The sequence below is a fragment of the Pseudomonas rubra genome (assembly GCF_028656935.1).
GTDB classification, from domain to species: Bacteria; Pseudomonadota; Gammaproteobacteria; order Pseudomonadales; family Pseudomonadaceae; genus Aquipseudomonas; species Aquipseudomonas rubra.
In genome coordinates this window covers 94,286-113,999 of the sequence record NZ_JAMDGZ010000043.1, presented here as the reverse complement: position 1 = coordinate 113,999, position 19,714 = coordinate 94,286, and the positions used below count along the sequence as shown (strand labels likewise).

At 65.8% G+C, this 19,714-nt stretch carries 2 protein-coding genes; both read right to left on the bottom strand.

Annotation, left to right across the window (positions count from 1 at the left end; genetic code table 11):
• Positions 1-11,808 carry a non-ribosomal peptide synthetase gene (locus tag M5G17_RS18795; RefSeq protein ID WP_273894420.1) on the bottom strand — a complete coding sequence of 3,936 codons (11,808 nt, stop codon included), beginning with the start codon at positions 11,806-11,808 and terminating at the stop codon, positions 1-3.
• Positions 11,808-19,706 (bottom strand): non-ribosomal peptide synthetase, encoded by a 7,899-nt coding sequence (locus M5G17_RS18790; protein WP_273894419.1) that lies wholly within the window; start codon positions 19,704-19,706, stop codon positions 11,808-11,810. The genes M5G17_RS18795 and M5G17_RS18790 overlap by 1 nt, the downstream gene beginning before the upstream one ends.
• Positions 19,707-19,714: the final 8 nt, after the last annotated feature.

Sequence of the window (19,714 nt, the reverse complement as noted above, 5' to 3'; positions counted from 1 at the left end):
TTAATCGATCAACAACAATGCCTGGGTCTGCTCCAGCGCCTGTTGCAACGCCTGCAGCAGGCGCTCGTCGCGAGGAATCTGGAAGTGCCCGCAGGCGATGGTCTGGCTCGCCAACTGCGCTTGGCCCAACTGGCTGGCCAGCGCATCGCGCTCGGTCTGGCGGCCAGGGGTCCACCAGGCGTGGGCCGGCACCTGGACAGCAGTACACGCTGGCAAGGCGCGGGACAGGCCCATCAGCCGACGGGCGACGACGAACAGGTTGGCCAGCTCCTCCGGCCCCATGGCCAGGTAACGTGAGGCTTGCACCTGCGCTGCCGGCAGCGGCGCCAGCAACTGCTGGAACAAGGCCTGAAAATCCACACCTGCCTCAGCGGGCGCCAGGGTTGGCAACTGCTGGGAAAGGCCCGGCGACAGCAGGTCGAGGAAGTCCTGCAAGTCGCCTTGCCAATTGTCCACCTGCAGCGCTTCGGCACCACCCGGCACATAGCCGTCCACCAGGCCGAGAAACGCCACGGTTTCGCCTTGGCCCTCGAACTCGGCAGCCATCAGGCTGGCCAGGGTGCCGCCCAGCGACCAGCCGAGCAGATGATAGGGACCGTGGGCCTGACGCTGGCGCACCAGGGCAACATAGTCACGGGCCATGGCGGTTAGCGAGACATCCCGCCAGGTGGCGTCAAACAACATCCGGCAGGGGATCGCCAGCACCTTGCAGTGCGAGTCGAGACGCCGGGCCAGAGGTTCGTAGTCGAACACCGTACCGAAGCCGGCATGCACGCAGAACAGCGTCGGCTTGCCCGGCGCATCGCTGTTGAGCGACAGCAGGCCGGCCGCCTTGGGCGTATCGCTGGCGGTGAGTTCAGCGATCGTCGGTTTCTGCACCAAGTCGCGCAGCTTGAGGCTAAAACCAAGCTTCTTCAGGCTGCGCGAGCGCGCAACCACCTGCAGGCTGAGAATCGAGTCGCCGCCCATTTCATAGAAGTTGTCGTTCAAGCCAACCCGCTCGACCTTGAGCACTGCTTGCCAGATCTCGGCCAACGCCCATTGCAGTTCGCTATGCGGAGCCAGGTACTGCCGTTCGCTGGCAACCTGCGGCGCCGGCAAGGCCTTACGGTCGAGCTTGCCGTTGGGCGAAAGCGGCATGCGCTCGAGCAACACCAGGTGCGCCGGCACCATGTAGTCCGGCAGCGTCGCCTTGAGTGCCTGGCGTACCTGCTCGCAGAGCCCGCTGGCTGCCGTCGGTGCACTGGCCACCAGATAGGCCACCAACTGCTTGCCCAGCGGGCTGTCATGGGTCACCACAACCGCTTCGGCCACCCCGTCCTGCTCGCCAAGACGCGCCTCGATCTCACCCAATTCGATGCGGAAACCGCGAATCTTGACTTGATGATCGATACGTCCAAGGTAGTCGAAAACCCCGTCAGCGCGTTCGCGCACCAGGTCGCCGGTGCGGTACAGGCGGCCACCGGCGTTGAACGGGTCGGCGACAAAACGTTCGGCGCTCAGCCCGGGACGGTCCAGGTAACCCCGCGCCACCCCGTGCCCACCCAGGTACAACTCACCGGCGATGCCTGGCGGCAAGGGGTTGAGATCGGCGTCCAGCACATGTGCGCTGCGTTGCCCGACCAGGCTGCCGATCGGTGCATAGGCGGCCTCGCAACGCTGCTGCGGCCCGGCCCGCCAGAGCAACGGAGTGACCACGGTTTCGGTCGGCCCATAGCCGTTGAAGATTGCCTGGGGCGCCAGGGTGCGCTTGACCCGCTCGAAACTGGCCTCGGCAACGGCGTCACCACCAAAGCAGTAGATGCGCACCGCAGGTGGATTACCCACCCGCTCAGCATGGTCAGCCAGGTGTTGCAGGTACACCGGTGGGAACGCCGCGACGCTGACCCCTTGGGCATGCAATTGCTGGTAGGTCTCTTCCGGCGTCCACAGGGCATCGTCGCGCACCACCAGCCGCGCCCCATGGGACAGCGCCGTGAGCCAACGCTCCTGGGCGCCGTCGAAGGCAAACGACATGAAATGCAGTTCGCAGTCATCGGCGCTCATCGCATACAGCTCACCGATGGCGCGACAGTGCGCCGACAGCGGCCCGTAGGCCACCGCCACCCCTTTGGGCTGGCCGGTGGAACCGGAGGTGTAGATCACATAGGCAAGGTGCTCGGGGTCGATGCTCACCTGCGGGGCCTGGTCCGAAAACCCATTGAGCCCCAGGCGATCAAGCAGCACCTGACGCATCCCTGCCGGCACCGCTAACGCTGGGCTCAGGCTGCTGTCACACAGCAACAGGGCCATGCCCGAGTCGGCCATCATGTAGGCCAGGCGTTCGGCCGGGTGGCTGATGTCCAGCGGAACGTAGCAGCCCCCTGCCTTGAGCACCGCGAGCATCGCCACGATCGTCAGTTCGCTGCGCGGCAAGGCGATGCCGACCCGCACTTCAGCACCTACGCCCTGGGCGAGCAGCGCCTGGGCCAGACGATTGGCCTGGTCATCGAGCTGGCGGAAGCTCAGTTGCCGCCCGCCACTGCTGACCGCCGGCCGCATGCCTTGGCGCTGCACCTGGTCGCCGATCAGTTGATGAACCAGCGGCTCGTGCGCTTGCACCACGCCGGCCAACAACGGACGTGCGGCCCCGCGTGGCAGGCCAAGGTTGCCCAGGCGCTGCTTAGCGTTGGCGCACAGGGCGTGCAGCAGGCCTTCCATATCCTGGCGGATCGCATCGGCGACAGCGTCGTCGAAGAACTCGCGCAGGTAGGCGTACTCGATGACCAGGCCGTCCTCAAGGGTGACCATCAGGTCCATCGGCAGGTTGGTCAGGCCGGCACTTTCACTCTGGCCAAAGCTTACCGACTCTTCACTCCAGCGTTGCAGGCTTTGCTCCACCGGGTGGTTCTCGAACACAATGATAGTGTCGAACAGCGCCTGGCCAGGTTGCCCGGCCCAACGCTGAATGTCGGTCAACGGTGTGTACTCCAGCTCCCGCAGGCCCAGGTTGTAGTCCTGCAGCTCGCGCAGCCAGTCACCCACTGCCGCCTGGGCGGCGACATCGGCGATCACCGGCAGGGTGTTGATGAAGCAGCCGAGCATGCGCTGCGAGTGCTCAAGGTTGACCGGACGCCCGGCCACCGTTGCGCCGAACACCACCTGCTGTTGACCGCTGTAACGGCTGAGCAGCAATAGCCAGGCCGCCTGCACCAGGGTGTTGAGGGTCACCTGCTGCGCTTTGGCAAAGTCCTTGAAGTGCTGGGTGTGCGTCGCGCCGAAGTGGCTGTAGATGGCCTGGTAACCGGCGCCGCCCTCGCGCACCGGTTGGGCATTGGCCAGGTAGGTCGGGGCCGGCAACCCGGCCAGTTGCGTACGCCAGAAGGCTTCGCTGGCAACCGGATCCTGGCGTTGCAGCCAGGCGATGTAATCGACATAAGGCACCACCGGGTCCAGCGCCTGCCCGGTGTAATGGGCCAGTACTTCAGCGAGCAGCTGCGAAACACTCCAGCCATCGAGAAGGATATGGTGGTAAGTCCAGATCAACTGGTGGCTGTTGCTGCCAGTGCGCACCAGGGTCAGGCGTTGCAGCGGCGGACAGTCCATGGCAAAGCCCAGGCGCCGATCGGCATCGGCAAGGGCCTGCAGTTGTTCGCTGCTGGCGCTGCGCTGCGACCAGTCCAGTTCATGAATCGGCAGCAGCAACTGCTCCATGACGAACTGCACCGGTTCGTCCAGATCCTGCCAGTAGAAGCCGGTGCGCAGCGCGTCATGGCGCTGGCTGACGGCGATCCAGGCCGCCTTGAAACGCTCGGCGTCAAGGCCCTGAATCGGCAGGCACAGCTGGTTGACGTACAGCGCATCGCTGTTGAGCGACAAGAACAGCATGCCCTGCTGCATCGGCGACAACCGGTACAGATGGCTCACCCGCTCATGATCCAGCTCCAGCGCCGCCACCTGCTGCGCGCTCAAGGCGTGCAAGGCGACCGCCGTCGGCAAGGCCGGCACGGCGGGTTGAAGCTTGCCGGCCTGTTCGGCCAGCAGAGCCAGCTTGGCAATGGTGCGCTGCTGGAAGATATCCTTGGGTGAAAGGGCAATCCCTGCGGCGCGGGCACGGCTGACCACCTGGATGGAGATGATCGAGTCGCCGCCGAGCTCGAAGAAGTTGTCGTTGACGCTGACCTGCTCAAGCTCCAGCACGGCAGCCCAGATATCGGCCAGGGTCTGCTCCAGGGCGGTGTGCGGCGCCACGTATTCAGTCGCGCCAGCGCCGGCTTGCGGGTCGGGCAATGCCTTGCGATCGAGCTTGCCATTGGGGCTTAGCGGCATCTGCGCAAGCACCACCCACTGCGCCGGCACCATGTACTCCGGCAGGTTGACCGCCAGTTGCGCAGTGATGTGCTGGAGCAGGCGGCTTTCCTCCTGCGCCGTGCTGGCGACCAGGTAGCCCACCAGGCGGGTCCCCCGTGGGCCGTTGGCGGCCACCACCACCGCCTCGCGCACCTCGGCCAGCTCCAGCAGGCGCGCCTCGATCTCGCCCAGCTCGATACGCAGGCCGCGGATCTTCACCTGGTGATCGATACGCCCGGCATACTCGATCACCCCGTCCGGCCGTTGCCGCGCCAGGTCGCCGGTGCGGTACAGGCGCTCACCGGCCACGAACGGGCTGGCCACGAAACGCTCGGCGGTCAGCCCCGGGCGACGGTGGTAACCGCGCGCCAGGCCTTCGCCAGTCAGGTACAGCTCGCCGATCACACCCACTGCCACTGGCTCCAGATCGGCGCTGAGCACATAGGTGCCAAGGTTGGCGATTGGTTCACCGATCGGCACGCTGTCGGCGCCTTCCTCGCGGCAGGTCCAGTGGGTGACGTCGATGGCCGCCTCGGTCGGGCCATAGAGGTTGTACAGCCCAGCCTGCGGCAGCTTGGCGAACACCTGCTGCTGGGCATCCACCGGCAAGGCCTCGCCACTGCAGACGATGCGCTTGAGTCCCGTGCACTGGCCGACCTGCTCGTCGAGCAGAAACGCCTGGAGCATCGACGGCACAAAGTGCAGCGTGCTCACTTCGTGCTGCTGGATCAAACTCACCAGCCGCGCCGGGTCGCGGTGATCGCCCGGCCCGGCAATGGCCAGGCGCGCGCCGGTCATCAGTGGCCAGAAGAACTCCCACACCGACACGTCGAAGCTGAACGGGGTTTTCTGCAGCACCGTGTCGCGGGCGTCCAGGCCATAGGCCTGTTGCATCCAGCACAGCCGGTTGGTCAGCGCCGCGTGACGGTTGCCGGCGCCCTTGGGCTTGCCGGTGGAACCGGAGGTGTAGATCACGTAGGCGAGGTTTTCGGCATCCACCGCCACCTCGGGATTGTCTTCGGCGTAGCCGTCCAGGGCATCCTCTAACAGCAGGACGTTAAGACCGGCCGGCAGCGGCAGTTGCTTGCGCAGCGGCGCCTGGGTCAGCAGCAAGGCAATGCCGCTGTCCTCGAACATGTAGGCCAAGCGTTCCTGCGGGTACTCTGGATCGAGCGGCACATAGGCGCCACCGGCCTTGAGCACCGCCAGCAGGCCAATGACCATCTCCAGGCTGCGCTCGGCGGCGATGCCGACCAGCACATCGGCGCCCACGCCCTGCTCGATCAGCCGGTGCGCCAGGCGGTTGGCCCGGGCATTGAGCTGGGCGTAGCTGAGCACCTGCTCGCCGAACAGCAAGGCCGGAGCCTGGGGCGTGCGTGCCACCTGGGCTTCGATCAGGTGCTGAATGCTCTGCTCCAGCGGGTAGACGGTGGCGGTGTCGTTAAACGCCACCAGTAACTGCTGACGCTCCTCTTCACCCAGGTGATTCAGCTGCGACAGCAACTGCTCCGGGCTGTGCATCATGGTTTCGAGCAGTGCCGCCAGGTGCCGCGCCAGGCGCTCGATGCTGACCTCGGCGAAATCCGCCTGGTTGAAGCTGTAGTGCAAGGCCATGGTCTGGCCGAGGTTCACCGACAGGGTCAGCGGGTAGTTGGTCTGTTCGTAGTTGCCGACCTCGCCGAAGCGCAAGTCATCGGCGGCGCTTTGTTGCAGGGCTTCGGCCACCGGGTAGTTCTCGAACACCAGAATGTTGTCGAACTGCGCCTCGCCACCCTGCCCGGCCCAGCGCTGGATATCGAACAGCGGCGTGTGCTCCTGCTCACGCAGGGCCAGGTTGCAGGCCTGGACCTGCTGCAGCCACTGCTCGACGCTCAGTTCCGGGCGTGGCTGGGCAATCACCGGCAAGGTGTTGATGAACAGGCCGATCTGCTGCTCGACGCCTTTGAGCTCGGCAGGTCGGCCCGACACCGTCGCACCGAAGCAAACACAATCAAGCCCGGTGTAGCGTTGCAGCAGGAGCAACCAGGCCGCCTGCACCAACGTGTTGACCGTGACCTTGCGAGCCCGGGCGAAGTCGCCCAGGGCCTGGGTGCGTTCCGCGCTGATCCACTGGTAGTGGTTGCCATGGCCGCTGTACTGCCCGGGTTCGCGGGCAATCGACCTGGACAACCGGGTCGGTTCCTGGACCTTGGCCAGTTGCGTACGCCAGAACTGCTCGGTGGCCTGGGCATCGCGCTGCTGCAGCCAGGCGATGTAGTCCCGGTAATGGCCGCTGCGCGGTGCCGGGGCTTGGCCGTTGTAGCGCTGCAGTACCTCGCCCAGCAGTTGTGAGTTGCTCCAGCCATCGAGCAGGATGTGGTGATTGGTGTAGATCAGGTGGTAGGCGCTGGCAGATATCCGCACCAGAACCAGGCGCAGCAAGGGTGCCACGCTCATGTCGAAGGGCTTGGCGTACTCGCTTTGGGCCAGTGACTGCAGGGCCTGCGGCAGCTGCGGGTGGTCACGCCAGTCCAGCGCGGTGAACGGCACCTGCACCTGGCGCTGTACCAGTTGCAACGGCTGTTGCAGTTCGCCTTGCCAGACAAACCCGGTGCGCAGAATCTCCTGGGCGTCCACGGCCGCCTGCCAGGCTTGCTCGAAACGCTGCGGATCGAGGCCGTCGATGTCCAGGCGCATCTGGTTGAGGTAGTCACCGCCGCCCTGCTCGTACAGGGTGTGGAACAGCATGCCCTGCTGCATCGGCGAAAGCGGATAGAGGTCTTCGAGCTGCGCCGCCGGGATCGGCAGGCTGTCGAGCTGGGCCTGGTTCAGACGTGCCAAGGGGAAGTCCGACGGCGTCACGCCGTGCACCTGGGGTTGGCAGCAGTGCTCGACCAGCGCCGCCAGTTCCAGCGCGTAGGCATCGGCCAGGCGCTGGATGGTCACGCTGTCGAACTGCTCGCCGCTGAAGGTCCAGCCCAGGCTCAGCTGGCCGTCGTAAACCTGACCGTTGATGCTCAGCACTTCACTGAGCAATGCCTCGGGACTCTGCTCCAGGCCCCGTGCTTCGCCGGTGGGGCGGAACAGCGCGGCTGAGTCGTCAAAACTGCCATCGAACTGGCCCAGGTAGTTGAAGGTCACTTGCGCCTGGGTCAGCTCGCTCAACGCCGCCTGTGCCTGGTCATCGCCCAGATAGCGCAGCGCGCCGTAGCCCAGACCTTTGTTGGGAATCGCCCGCAGCTGTTCCTTGATCTGCTTGAGCGAGTCGCCCAGGCCCTCGGCCGGGCGCAGGCGCACCGGGAACATGCTGGTGAACCAGCCCACGGTGCGGGTCAGGTCGACGCCGTCGAACAGTTCCTCACGGCCATGGCCTTCCAGTTGCACCAGCAGCGCATCGCTGCCGGTCCAGCGCGTCAACACCCGCGCCAGGGCGGTCAGCAGCAGGTCGTTGACCTGGGTGCGGTAGGCCGCCGGGGCTTGCTGCAACAGGCGCCGGGTGGTGTCGCGGTCGAGCTGGCTGTGCACGCTGCGCGCCAGCTTGTTCTGCCGCCCGCCGTTGGGGTGGTCCAGCGGCAAGGCGCCGTCGGCGCCGGCCAACTGGCCTTGCCAGTAACCCAGCTCGGCCTGCAAGGCCGGGCTGCGGGCATACTCGCGCAGTTGTTCGGCCCAAGCCTGGACCGAGGTGGTGCGTGCCGGCAGCGTCGGCACCTGCCCCGACTGCGCCTGGCGATAGGCGCTTTGCAGATCTTCAAACAGCACCCGCCACGACACGCCGTCCACCGCCAGGTGATGAATCACCAGCAGCAAGCGCTGTTCGCCATCGGCCAGGTTGATCAGCAGTGCACGCAGCAGCGGGCCTTCACTGAGGTCGAGGCTGCGCTGGGCGCGCTCGCCCAGGGCCTCCACGGCCTCAAGGCTGTCGGCCTCGACCTGCCAGAGCACATCCTCTACTGCGGGTGCTGGCTTGAATTCGGCGCGCAAGCCCTGTGCGCCCTGGCTGAAGCTCAGGCGCAAGGCATCGTGCTGCTCGATCAGCGCGTGCAGCGCCCGCTGCAAGACCGGCACCTGCAAACGGCTGGCAGGCTTGAGCAACACCGACTGGTTCCAGTGTTGCGGCTCGGGGGTGTTGCTGGCGAAGAACACCTGCTGGATCGGCAGCAGTTCAGCCGTGCCACTGGCCGGGCGCTGATCGATCAGCGGCCCGCCCTCGCCCAGCTGCGCGACGCTGGCCAGGCCCTGCACAGTCTGGTGCTGGAACAGTTCTTTGGGAGTGAAACGAATTCCCGCCTGGCGCGCGCGGCTGACCACCTGGATGGAGATGATCGAGTCGCCACCGAGCTCGAAGAAGTTGTCGCTAAGGCCGACCCGTTCAAGCTTGAGCACCTCCTGCCAGATCGCGGCGATGCGTTGTTCCAGCTCGCTCTGCGGCGCCACGTAGGCCTGTTGCAGTTGGCTGGCATCGGGCAGTGGTAAGGCCTTGCGGTCGAGCTTGCCATTGCTGGTCAGCGGCAGTTGCTCGATGAACAGCAGGTGCGCTGGCACCATGTAGTCCGGCAGGTCCTGCTTCAGCGCCTGCTTGAGGGTTTCACGCAATTGACCTGGATCGGCCGGCGCATGCTGTGCGACCACGTAGGCCACCAGTTGCTGGCCGCTCGGCCCAGGCTGGGCCAGCACCAGGGCTTCGCGCACTTGCGGTGCAGCTTGCAGGCGCGTCTGGATCTCGCCCAACTCGATGCGCAAGCCACGGATTTTCACCTGTTCATCGCTGCGCCCGCGGTACTCGACGACGCCATCGGCACGTCGGCTGCCCAGGTCGCCGGTACGGTACAGGCGGCCACCGGGTTTGCTGGCATAAGGATCCGGAATGAAACTCTGCGCCGTCAGGCCCGGGCGGTTCAGGTAGCCACGGGCCAGGCCCACGCCCCCCAGGTGAATTTCGCCGACATGCCCGGCGGGCAGCAGGTTGAGGCTGCTGTCGAGAATTAGCACCGAACGCTGCCCGACTTGCTGGCCGATAGGCGCGTAGCCGTTGAACCGGTCACTGGCGTCATGGCGCCAGATCAGCGGGCTGATCACCGCTTCAGTCGGCCCGTAGGCGTTGAACAATTGCTCGGCACGCACGACCTCGAGTGCTTCCAGGGTATGCCGGTCCCAGCCCTCGCCACCGAGAATGCAGACCCGCACCTGCACCGTGCGCTGCAATTCACGCAGCACCGCCGCCTGCTGTAGCAGATAGGCGGGCGGCAGGTCGAGCACCGTCACCTGTTGCTCGGCAATAACCTCGCACAGACGCTCCGCCGACCACTGGCCGACGTCGCCGAGCACAATCCGGGCACCGCAGATCAGCGGCATGAACATCTGCTCCCAGGCCGCATCGAAGCTGGGCGAGGCAAACTGCAGCTCGCAGTCGGCTGCGCTCAGGCCATAGACCCGGGCAGCCGCCTGGCAGTGCATGGCCAGGGCGCGGTGGCTGACCCCGACCCCCTTGGGCTGCCCCGTGGTGCCGGAGGTGTAGATCACATAGGCCAGGCTGTCCGGCTCGACATGAACGGCCGGTGCGCTGTCCGCCAGGTCAGTGAAACTGTCGTCCAGGGCATCGAGCACCAGCGTCTGCACCCCATCGCTGGCCGGCAGGTGCGCCAGCAGCCGGGACTGGGTCAACAGCAGCACCAGGCCGCTGTCTTTGACCATGTAGGCCAGGCGCTCGCGCGGATAGCTGCTGTCCAGCGGCAGGTAGGCGGCGCCGGCCTTGAGCACCGCCAACACCGCCACCAGCAGTTGCGGGCCGCGTTCCAGGGCAACACCGACCCGGCAATCCGCGCCAACCCCCTGCGCCCGCAAGCGATGGGCCAGCGCATTGGCCTGGCGGTCCAGCGCGGCGAAACTCAGGCTTTGCTGCTCGAACAGCACGGCCGGCTGCTGCGGCTGGCGCCGGGCCTGGCGCTCGATCAACTGGTGCACGCAGGCATCGGCACCGGCCACCGGCGTCGCTTCCACGCCCTGCTGCAACACCGTCTGGTGCTCCTGAGGGTCAATCATCGCCAGCTCGCCCAGGCGTTGCCGCGGGGTGGCGACAATTGCCTGCAGCAAGCGCTGCCAGTGCCCGGCCATGCGCTCGATGCTGCTTGCCTCGAACAGGTCGGCGGCATAGTTGAAGGTGGCCGACAGCCCGCCCTCGTGCTCGAAGGTATCCAGGGTCAGGTCGAATTGTGCCGTCGGGTTGTCCTGATGCAACCCTTCCAGGCGCAGCCCCGGCAGACTCAACCCAGGCGTACTGCGGTCGCTGGCAGCTTCGCGCTGGTGGTTGAACATCACCTGGAACAGCGCATTGCGGCTCAGGCTGCGCGCAGGTTGCAGGGCATCGACCAGTTGTTCGAATGGCAGATCCTGATGGGCTTGTGCGCCCAGTACCGAGGCCCGCGCCTGGCGCAGCAAGGCCAGAAAGTCGTCCTGTTCGTCGACCTGCCCGCGCAATACCTGGGTGTTGACGAAGAAGCCGATCAAGCCTTCGGTTTCGACCCGATTGCGGTTGGCCATTGGCACGCCGATACGGATATCGTGCTGGCCGCTATAGCGCTGCAACAGCAGTTGCAAGGCCGCCAGCAAGACCATGAACAGCGTCGCGTTTTCCGCCTGGGCCAGTTGCTGCAAGCCGCGGCTCAGCCCGGCGTCCAATTGCACGCTGTGTTGGCCGCCGCGCAAGCTTTGCAACGCCGGGCGTGGGTGGTCGGTGGGCAGCTCGAGCACCGGTTGCTCATCGCCCAGGTGCGCTTTCCAGTAGCTCAGTTGCCGCTCCAGCTCACCCGCTTCCATCCAGTGGCGCTGCCAGATGGCGTAGTCGGCGTACTGGATCGGCAGGGGCTCAAGGCTTGGCGCCTGACCCTGGACCGCCCCGGCGTAGAGCTGGATCAGCTCCTTGAGCAGAATCTGCAGCGAGACCCCATCGCTGATGATGTGATGCTGGGTCAGGACCAGCACCTGGTCGTCGTCGGCCAGGCGCAGCAGGTCGACCTGCAACAGCGGGCCTGTCGCAAGGTCGAACAACTGCTGGCCCTGGCGATTGACGAAGGCCTTGATCAGCGCTGCGCGCTCGGCCTGCGGGCACGGTTGCTCGCTCAGCACAACCGGCACGTGCAGTGCAGGTGCAATGACCTGCACGGTGTGCTGCTGGTCACTGACAAAACGGGTGCGCAGGCTTTCATGGCGGGCCACCAGCTGGTTCAGGCAGCGCTCAAGCACTGCGGCATCGAACTCACCGTGCAAGCGCAACGCCATCGACAGGTTGTACGCCGGGCTTTGCGGCTCCAGCTGCCAGAGGAACCACTGGCGTTGCTGGGCATAGGACAGGGGAATGTGGACAAGCTCTGCACGGGTTTCAGGTATCGGCAGGTTGGCCGGAGAAACACCCTCTGCGAGCATCTTCTCCAGGTACAGTTTGCGCTTGTCCAAAGGCAGTGTGATGAAGCGCTTGGCAATTCGTGCAGCGACACCTGCGTCCATCAAACTTCCTCCATTTCATCAAGCAGGCTTTCCAGCTTGTTCAGTTTCGACGTATTCAATTGCTCACCGGATTCGGCCAGTTGCTCGACAAAAGTGCCCAGGGTCGGGTATTGGAACAGCAGTTGCGGGGACAGCTTCAGGCCCTCCTCCAGCTGGATGCGCGAGACCACGTTGACCACCAGCAGCGAGTGCCCGCCCAGCTCGAAGAAGTTGTCAGTAAGGCCGACCCGTTCAAGCTTGAGCACCTCCTGCCAGATCGCGGCGATGCGTTGTTCCAGCTCGCTCTGCGGCGCCACGTAGGCCTGTTGCAGCTGGCTGACATCGGGCAGCGGCAAGGCCTTGCGGTCGAGCTTGCCGTTGCTGGTCAGCGGCAACTGCTCGATGAACAGCAGGTGCGCTGGCACCATGTAGTCCGGCAGGTCCTGCTTCAGCGCCTGCTTGAGGGTTTCGCGCAACTGGCCCGGATCAGCCGGCGTGCTCTGCGCCACCACATAGGCCACCAGTTGCTGGCCACTCGGCCCGGGCTGGGCCAGTACCAGGGCTTCACGCACTTGTGGGGCCGCTTGCAGGCGCGCTTCGATTTCACCCAGCTCGATACGGAAGCCGCGGATCTTCACTTGCTGGTCGATACGCCCGACATACTCGATCACCCCGTCGCGCCGGTAACGCGCCAGATCGCCCGTGCGGTACAGGCGGCCGCCGTCAGCGGCGAAGGGATCGGGGATAAAGCGCGTTGCCGACAGGTCCGCGCGGTTCAGGTAACCCCGGGCAAGGCCGGCGCGACCGATGTACAGCTCGCCGGTGCAGCCCTTGGCCACCGGGTTGAGTTCACCATCGAGCAGGTACCAGGACAGGTCGCTGATCGGCTCGCCGATCGGGCTGCTGGCGCCCTGCCCCAAGTCAGCCAGCGACAGCGGCCGGTAGGTCACGTGCACGGTGGTTTCGGTGATGCCATACATGTTGATCAGTTGCGGGGCACGGTCGCCGAAACGCTCGAACCATGGCCGCAGCTGGTTGACCTCCAGCGCCTCGCCGCCAAACACCACATAACGCAAAGCATTGGCGCGCTGCCCGTGCTCCGGCGCGCAAGCCACCGGCAGCAACTGGCGGAACGCCGACGGCGTCTGGTTGAGCACCGTGACCTGCTCGCGGCACAGCAGCTCGAAGAATGCCTCTGGCGAGCGGCTGACCTCGTGCGCAACGATCACCAGGCGCCCGCCCAAGGTCAGCGCGCCGAAGATTTCCCAGACCGAGAAGTCGAACGCGTAGGAGTGGAACAGGGTCCAGACATCCTGCGCGCCGAAGTTGAACCAGGCCTGGGTGGCACTGAACAGACGCAACACGTTGCGGTGGGCGAGCAAGGTGCCCTTGGGCTTGCCGGTGGAACCGGAGGTGTAGATCACATACGCCAGGTTGTCCGGGTCGTGCGGCACAACAGGGTCATGCTCGGCATAAGCGTCCAGCGCTTCACCCAGCGTCAGCACCGCCAACCCCTGGGGCAGCGGCAAGCTGGCCAGCAGTGCAGGCTCGGCCAGCACCAGGGCGATGCCGCTGTCGTCGATCATGTAGGCCAGGCGGTCCTGCGGGTACTGCGGGTCGAGCGGCACATAGGCGCCGCCGGCCTTGAGGATCGCCAGCAGCCCCACCAGCATGGCAAAGCCACGCTCGCAGGCCAGGCCAACCCGCACCTCGGGGCCTACGCCCTGCTCGATCAAACGGTGAGCCAGGCGGTTAGCCTGGCGGTTGAGGTCGCCGTAGCTCAGCTGCTGGTCCTGGAAACTCAGGGCGATGGCCTCGGGGCGGCGCGCCGCCTGGGCGGCGATCAAGCCGTGCAGGCTGCCAGTGCCGGGCCAGTCGCGGGTGGCCGGGTTCCATTCGGTCAGGGTCTGCAGTTGCTCCCCGGCCTGCAGCAATTGCAGTTCGGACAGCGGCATCGCCGCCTTGGCCTCGACCATCTGCATAAGCAGGTTGACCAGGTGCCGATCCAGCTGGGCCACCAGCCCGGCATCGAAACAGCTGCCGTCGTAACTGAAGTGCAAGGCCAGACACTCGCCCAGGCTCACCGCCAGGGTCAAGGGATAGTTGGCCTGCTCGCGGTTGCTGATGTCGCCGAAACGCAAGTCTTGGGGCGAGGCCTGTTGCAGGGCCTCGGCCACCGGGTAGTTCTCGAACACCAGGATGTTGTCGAACAGCGCCTCGCCACCCTGCCCGGCCCAGCGCTGGATATCGAACAACGGCGTATGTTCCTGCTCACGCAAGGCCAGGTTCTGCGCCTGCACGGCCTGTAACCAACTGTCGAGCGTCTGCTGCGGGCGCGGCGTGGCAATCACCGGCAAGGTGTTGATGAACAGGCCGATCTGTTGCTCGACACCCTTGAGTTCGGCCGGGCGCCCGGAAACCGTGGCGCCAAAGCACACCGTCGACTGCCCGCTGTAGCGCTGCAAGAGCAGCAGCCAGGCCGCCTGCAACACTGTGTTGACAGTGACCTTGGCGCGCTTGGCAAATGCGCCCAGACGCTGTGTTCGCTCAGCATCCAGGACACTGCGATAGTCGCCATAACCTGGCTCCAGCACACCGCCGGCAGTGCAGACACGTGCCAGCAAGGTCGGCTGCGCAAGGTTCTGGGTCTGGGCTTTCCAGAAGCGCTCGCAGGCTTCGGCATCCTGTTCTTGCAACCAGCTGATGTAGTCGCGGTACAGGCCCTGCGGGGCCGACAGGGCCTGGCCGCTGTAGCGCTGCAGCACCTCGCCGAGCAGTTGCGAGTTGCTCCAGCCATCCATCAGCACATGGTGGTTGGTGTAGATCAGGTGGTAACTGTTGTCGCCGGTGCGCACCAGTACCAGGCGCAGCAAGGGCGGGTTGCTCAGGTCAAAACCTTGCTGACGCTGGGCCTGGGCCAACGCTTCAAGGGCCGCCTCCAGGTCCGGCTGGTCGCGCCAGTCATGCTCGATGAACGGCACTTGCGCAGCCTTGTCCACCCACTGCAGCGGTTGTTGCAGCCCTTGCCAGAGGAAGCCGCTACGCAGCACCGCGTGGGCCTGCACGGCCTGGGTCCAGGCCTGCTGGAAGCGCTGAGGGTCGAGGCCGTCGACAGCGATGCGCATCTGGTTGATGTAGTCGCCAGCACTCTGCTCGTACAGGGTGTGGAACAGCATGCCCTGCTGCATTGGCGAGAGCGGATAGAGGTCTTCGAGTTGCGCCGCCGGGATCGGCAGGCTGTCGAGCTGGGCCTGGTTCAGGCGCGCCAGGGGGAAGTCCGACGGCGTCACGCCGTGCACCTGCGGCTGGCAGCAGTGCTCGACCAGCGCCGCCAGCTCCAGCGCGTAGGCATCGGCCAGGCGCTGGATGGTCGCGCTGTCGAACTGCTCGCCACTGAAGGTCCAACCCAGGCTCAACTGGCCATCGTAGACCTGGCCGTTGATGCTCAAGGTTTCGCCGAGCAAGGCCTCGGCACTTTTTTCTGCGCCCCGGGCTTCGCCGGTGGGCCGGAACAACGCCGTCGACTGGTCAAAGCTGCCATCGAACTGGCCCAGGTAGTTGAAGGTCACTTGCGCCTGGGTCAGCGCGCTCAGCGCCGTCTGCGCCTGGTCATCGCCCAGGTAGCGCAGCGCGCCGTAGCCCAGGCCCTTGTTGGGGATCGCCCGCAGCTGTTCCTTGATCTGCTTGAGCGAGTCGCCCAGCCCCTCGGCCGGGCGCAGGCGCACCGGGAACATGCTGGTGAACCAGCCCACGGTGCGGGTCAGGTCGACGCCGTCGAACAGCTCTTCGCGGCCATGGCCTTCCAGTTGCACCAGCAGCGAATCGCTGCCGGTCCAGCGCGTCAGCACCCGCGCCAGGGCGCTCAGCAAAAGGTCGTTGACCTGGGTGCGGTAGGCCGCCGGGGCTTGCTGCAACAGGCGCCGGGTGGTGTCGCGGTCGAGCTGGCTGTGCACGCTGCGCGCCAGCTTGTTCTGCCGCCCGCCGTTGGGGTGGTCCAGCGGCAAGGCGCCGTCGGCGCCGGCCAGTTGGCCTTGCCAGTAACCCAGCTCGGCCTGCAAGGCCGGGCTGCGGGCGTACTCGCGCAGCTGTTCGGCCCAGGCCTGGACCGAAGTGGTGCGTGCCGGCAGCGTCGGCGTCTGCCCCGACTGCGCCTGGCGATAAGCGCTTTGCAAGTCGTCAAACAACACCCGCCACGACACGCCATCCACCGCCAGGTGATGGATCACCAGCAGCAAGCGCTGTTCGCCATCGGCCAGGTTGATCAGCAGTGCGCGCAGCAGTGGACCGTCGCCGAGGTCGAGGCTGCGTTGAGCGCGCTCGCCCAGGGCCTCCACGGCCTCAAGGCTGTCGGCCTCGACCTGCCAGAGCACATCCTCTACCGCGGGTGCTGGCATGAATTCGGCGCCCCAGCCCTGGTCGCCCTGGCTGAAGCTCAGGCGCAAGGCATCGTGCTGCTCGATCAGCGCGTGCAGCGCGCGCTGCAAGACCGGCACCTGCAAACGGCTGGCAGGTTTTAGCAGCACCGATTGGTTCCAGTGCTGCGGCTCGGGGGTGTTGCTGGCGAAGAACACCTGCTGGATCGGCAGCAGTTCGGCCGTGCCACTGGCCGGGCGCTGATCGATCAGCGGCCCGCCCTCGCCCAACTGCGCGACGCTGGCCAGGCCCTGCACAGTCTGGTGCTGGAACAGCTCCTTGGGAGTGAAACGAATCCCCGCCTGGCGGGCGCGGCTGACCACCTGGATGGAGATGATCGAGTCGCCACCGAGCTCGAAGAAGTTGTCGCTAAGGCCGACCCGTTCAAGCTTGAGCACCTCCTGCCAGATCGCGGCGATGCGCTGCTCCAGTTCGCTCTGTGGCGCCACGTAGGCCAGTTGCAACTGGCTGGCATCGGGCAGTGGCAAGGCCTTGCGGTCGAGCTTGCCGTTGCTGGTCAGCGGCAACTGCTCGATGAACAGCAAATGCGCCGGGACCATGTAGTCCGGCAGGTCCTGCTTCAGCCCCTGCTTGAGGGTTTCGCGCAATTGGCCCGGATCAACCGGCGCGCTCTGTGCCACCACATAGGCCACCAACTGCTGGCCGCTCGGCCCGGGCTGGGCCAGCACCAGGGCTTCGCGCACCTGGGCGGCAGCCTGCAGGCGCGCTTGGATTTCACCCAGTTCAATGCGGAAGCCGCGGATTTTCACTTGCTGGTCGATGCGCCCGACGTACTCGATCACCCCGTCACGCCGGTAACGGGCCAGGTCGCCGGTGCGGTACAGGCGGCCACCGTCAGCGGCAAAGGGATCGGGAATAAAGCGCGTTGCCGACAGGTCCGCGCGGTTCAGGTAACCCCGGGCAAGGCCGGCGCGGCCGATGTACAGCTCGCCGGTGCAACCCTTGGCCACCGGGTTGAGTTCGCCGTCGAGCAAGTACCAGGACAGGTCGCTGATCGGCTCGCCGATCGGGCTGCTGGCGCCCTGGCCCAGATCGGCCAGCGACAGCGGCCGGTAGGTCACGTGCACGGTGGTTTCGGTGATGCCATACATGTTGATCAGTTGCGGGGCACGGTCGCCGAAACGCTCGAACCATGGCCGCAGCTGGTTGACCTCCAGCGCCTCGCCGCCAAACACCACATAACGCAAGGCATTGGCGCGCTGCCCGTGCTCCGGCGCGCAAGCCACCGGCAGCAACTGGCGGAACGCCGACGGCGTCTGGTTGAGCACCGTGACCTGCTCGCGGCACAGCAGCTCGAAGAATGCCTCTGGCGAGCGGCTGACCTCGTGCGCAACGATTACCAGGCGCCCGCCCAGGGTCAGGGCGCCGAAGATTTCCCAGACCGAGAAGTCGAAGGCGTAGGAGTGGAACAGGGTCCAGACATCCTGCGCACCGAAGTTGAACCAGGCCTGGGTGGCACTGAACAGGCGCAACACGTTGCGGTGGGTGAGCAAGGTGCCCTTGGGCTTGCCGGTGGAACCGGAGGTGTAGATCACATACGCCAGGTTGTCCGGATCGTGCGGCACAACAGGATCATGCTCGGCATACCCCTCCAGCGACTCGCCCAGCGTCAGCACGGCCAAGCCCTGGGGCAGTGGCAGGCTGGCCAGCAAGCCAGGCTCGGCCAGCACCAGAGCAATGCCGCTGTCGTCGATCATGTAGGCCAGGCGGTCCTGCGGGTACTGCGGGTCGAGCGGCACATAGGCGCCGCCGGCCTTGAGGATCGCCAGCAGCCCCACCAGCATGGCAAAGCCACGCTCGCAGGCCAGGCCAACCCGCACCTCGGGGCCTACGCCCTGTTCGATCAAACGGTGGGCCAGGCGGTTGGCCTGGCGGTTGAGGTCGCCGTAGCTCAGTTGCTGGCCCTGGAAACTCAGGGCAATGGCCTCGGGGCGGTGCGCGGCCTGGGCAGCGATCAAGCCGTGCAGGCTGCCAGTGCCGGGCCAGTCGCGGGTGGCCGGGTTCCAGTCGCTCAGCGTCGTCCTCAGCTCATCCGCATCGAGCATCGGCAACTCGCCAATCCGCTGCTCGGGATTGGCAACAATGGCCTCCAGCAGGTTACACCAGTGTCGGCCCATGGCTTCGATGGTCGGCGCCTCGAACAGGTCCAGGGCATAGGACAACGCTGCACTGAGGCCCTCGGGCGACTCATGGGTGTCCAGGGTCAGGTCGAACTGCGCGGTGGTGCGCGGCAGCACCACGCTGTCCACGGTCAGCCCCGGCAGTTGCGCGGTCTTGCTGGCCTGGGCGTCGCTCTGATGGTTGTACATCACCTGGAACAGCGGGCTGCGGCTCAGGTTGCGTTCGGGGTGCAGCACTTCGAGCAACTGTTCGAACGGCAGGTCCTGGTGCGCCTGGGCCTCGACCAACGCCTGCTTGACCTGGGCCAGCAGGTCGCTGAAGCGCGCCGCGCCGTCGACCTCGGCCTTGAGCACCTGGGTGTTGACGAAAAAGCCGATCAAGCCCTGGATTTCGCCGCGGGTGCGGTTGGCAACCGGCACGCCGACACGGATGTCCGCCTGGCCGCTGTAGCGGTGGAGCAAGGCCTGGAAGCTGGTCAACAACAGGGTGAACAAGGTGACGCCCTGGCGCTGGGCCAGTTGCTTGAGGGCATTGCCCAGCCGCTGTTCGAGCACCAGGGTATGGCGCGCCCCGCGAAAGCTCTGCTCCAGTGGCCGCGGATGATCAAGCGGCAGCGCCAGCACCGGCTGCTCACCACCGAGTCGGTCCTTCCAGTAGACAAGCTGGCGGTCACGCTCGCCCGCCTCCATCCACTGCCGTTGCCACAGGGCGAAATCGGCGTACTGCACCGCCAGCGCGGGCAGCACAGGTTGCGTGCCACCCGCGTAGGCGGCGTACAGCTGTACCAGCTCGTCGACCATGACCTGCATCGACCAGCCATCAGAAACAATATGGTGCTGGGTCAGTACCAGCACATGCTCATCAGCGGCCAGGCGCAACAAGCCGACCCGCAACAGCGGGCCGGCCTGCAGGTCGAACAGCTGCTGGCTGTGCCCGGCCAACCAGGCATCGAGCCGCTCCTGGGTTTGCGCCGGGTTATCCGCTGGCAGCGTTTGCGCCTCGATCAGCAGCGGCCACTGGGCATGAATCACCTGGCGGGCGCCGTCTGCGGTCGACGCGAAGGTGGTGCGCAAGGTTTCGTGACGAGCGATCAGGGTGTTGAAGCTGTGCTGCAACGCCTGAATGTCCAGCTGGCCGCGTAAACGCAGCGCAGCGGGGACATGGTAGGCGGTGCTGGTCGGTTCCAGTTGCCAGAGAAACCACTGCCGCTCCTGGGCATAGGACAGCAGCAGCGGCTCACTGGCGTTTCGCTTGAATACCGGCGCGACACTGAAGAGATCGATACCTTTTTGTTTCAGCAGAACCGCCAAGGCTTTGCGTTCCTTTGGCGACAGCTCTCCTACCGCCCCGATCAACTCTTGCACACCTTTAC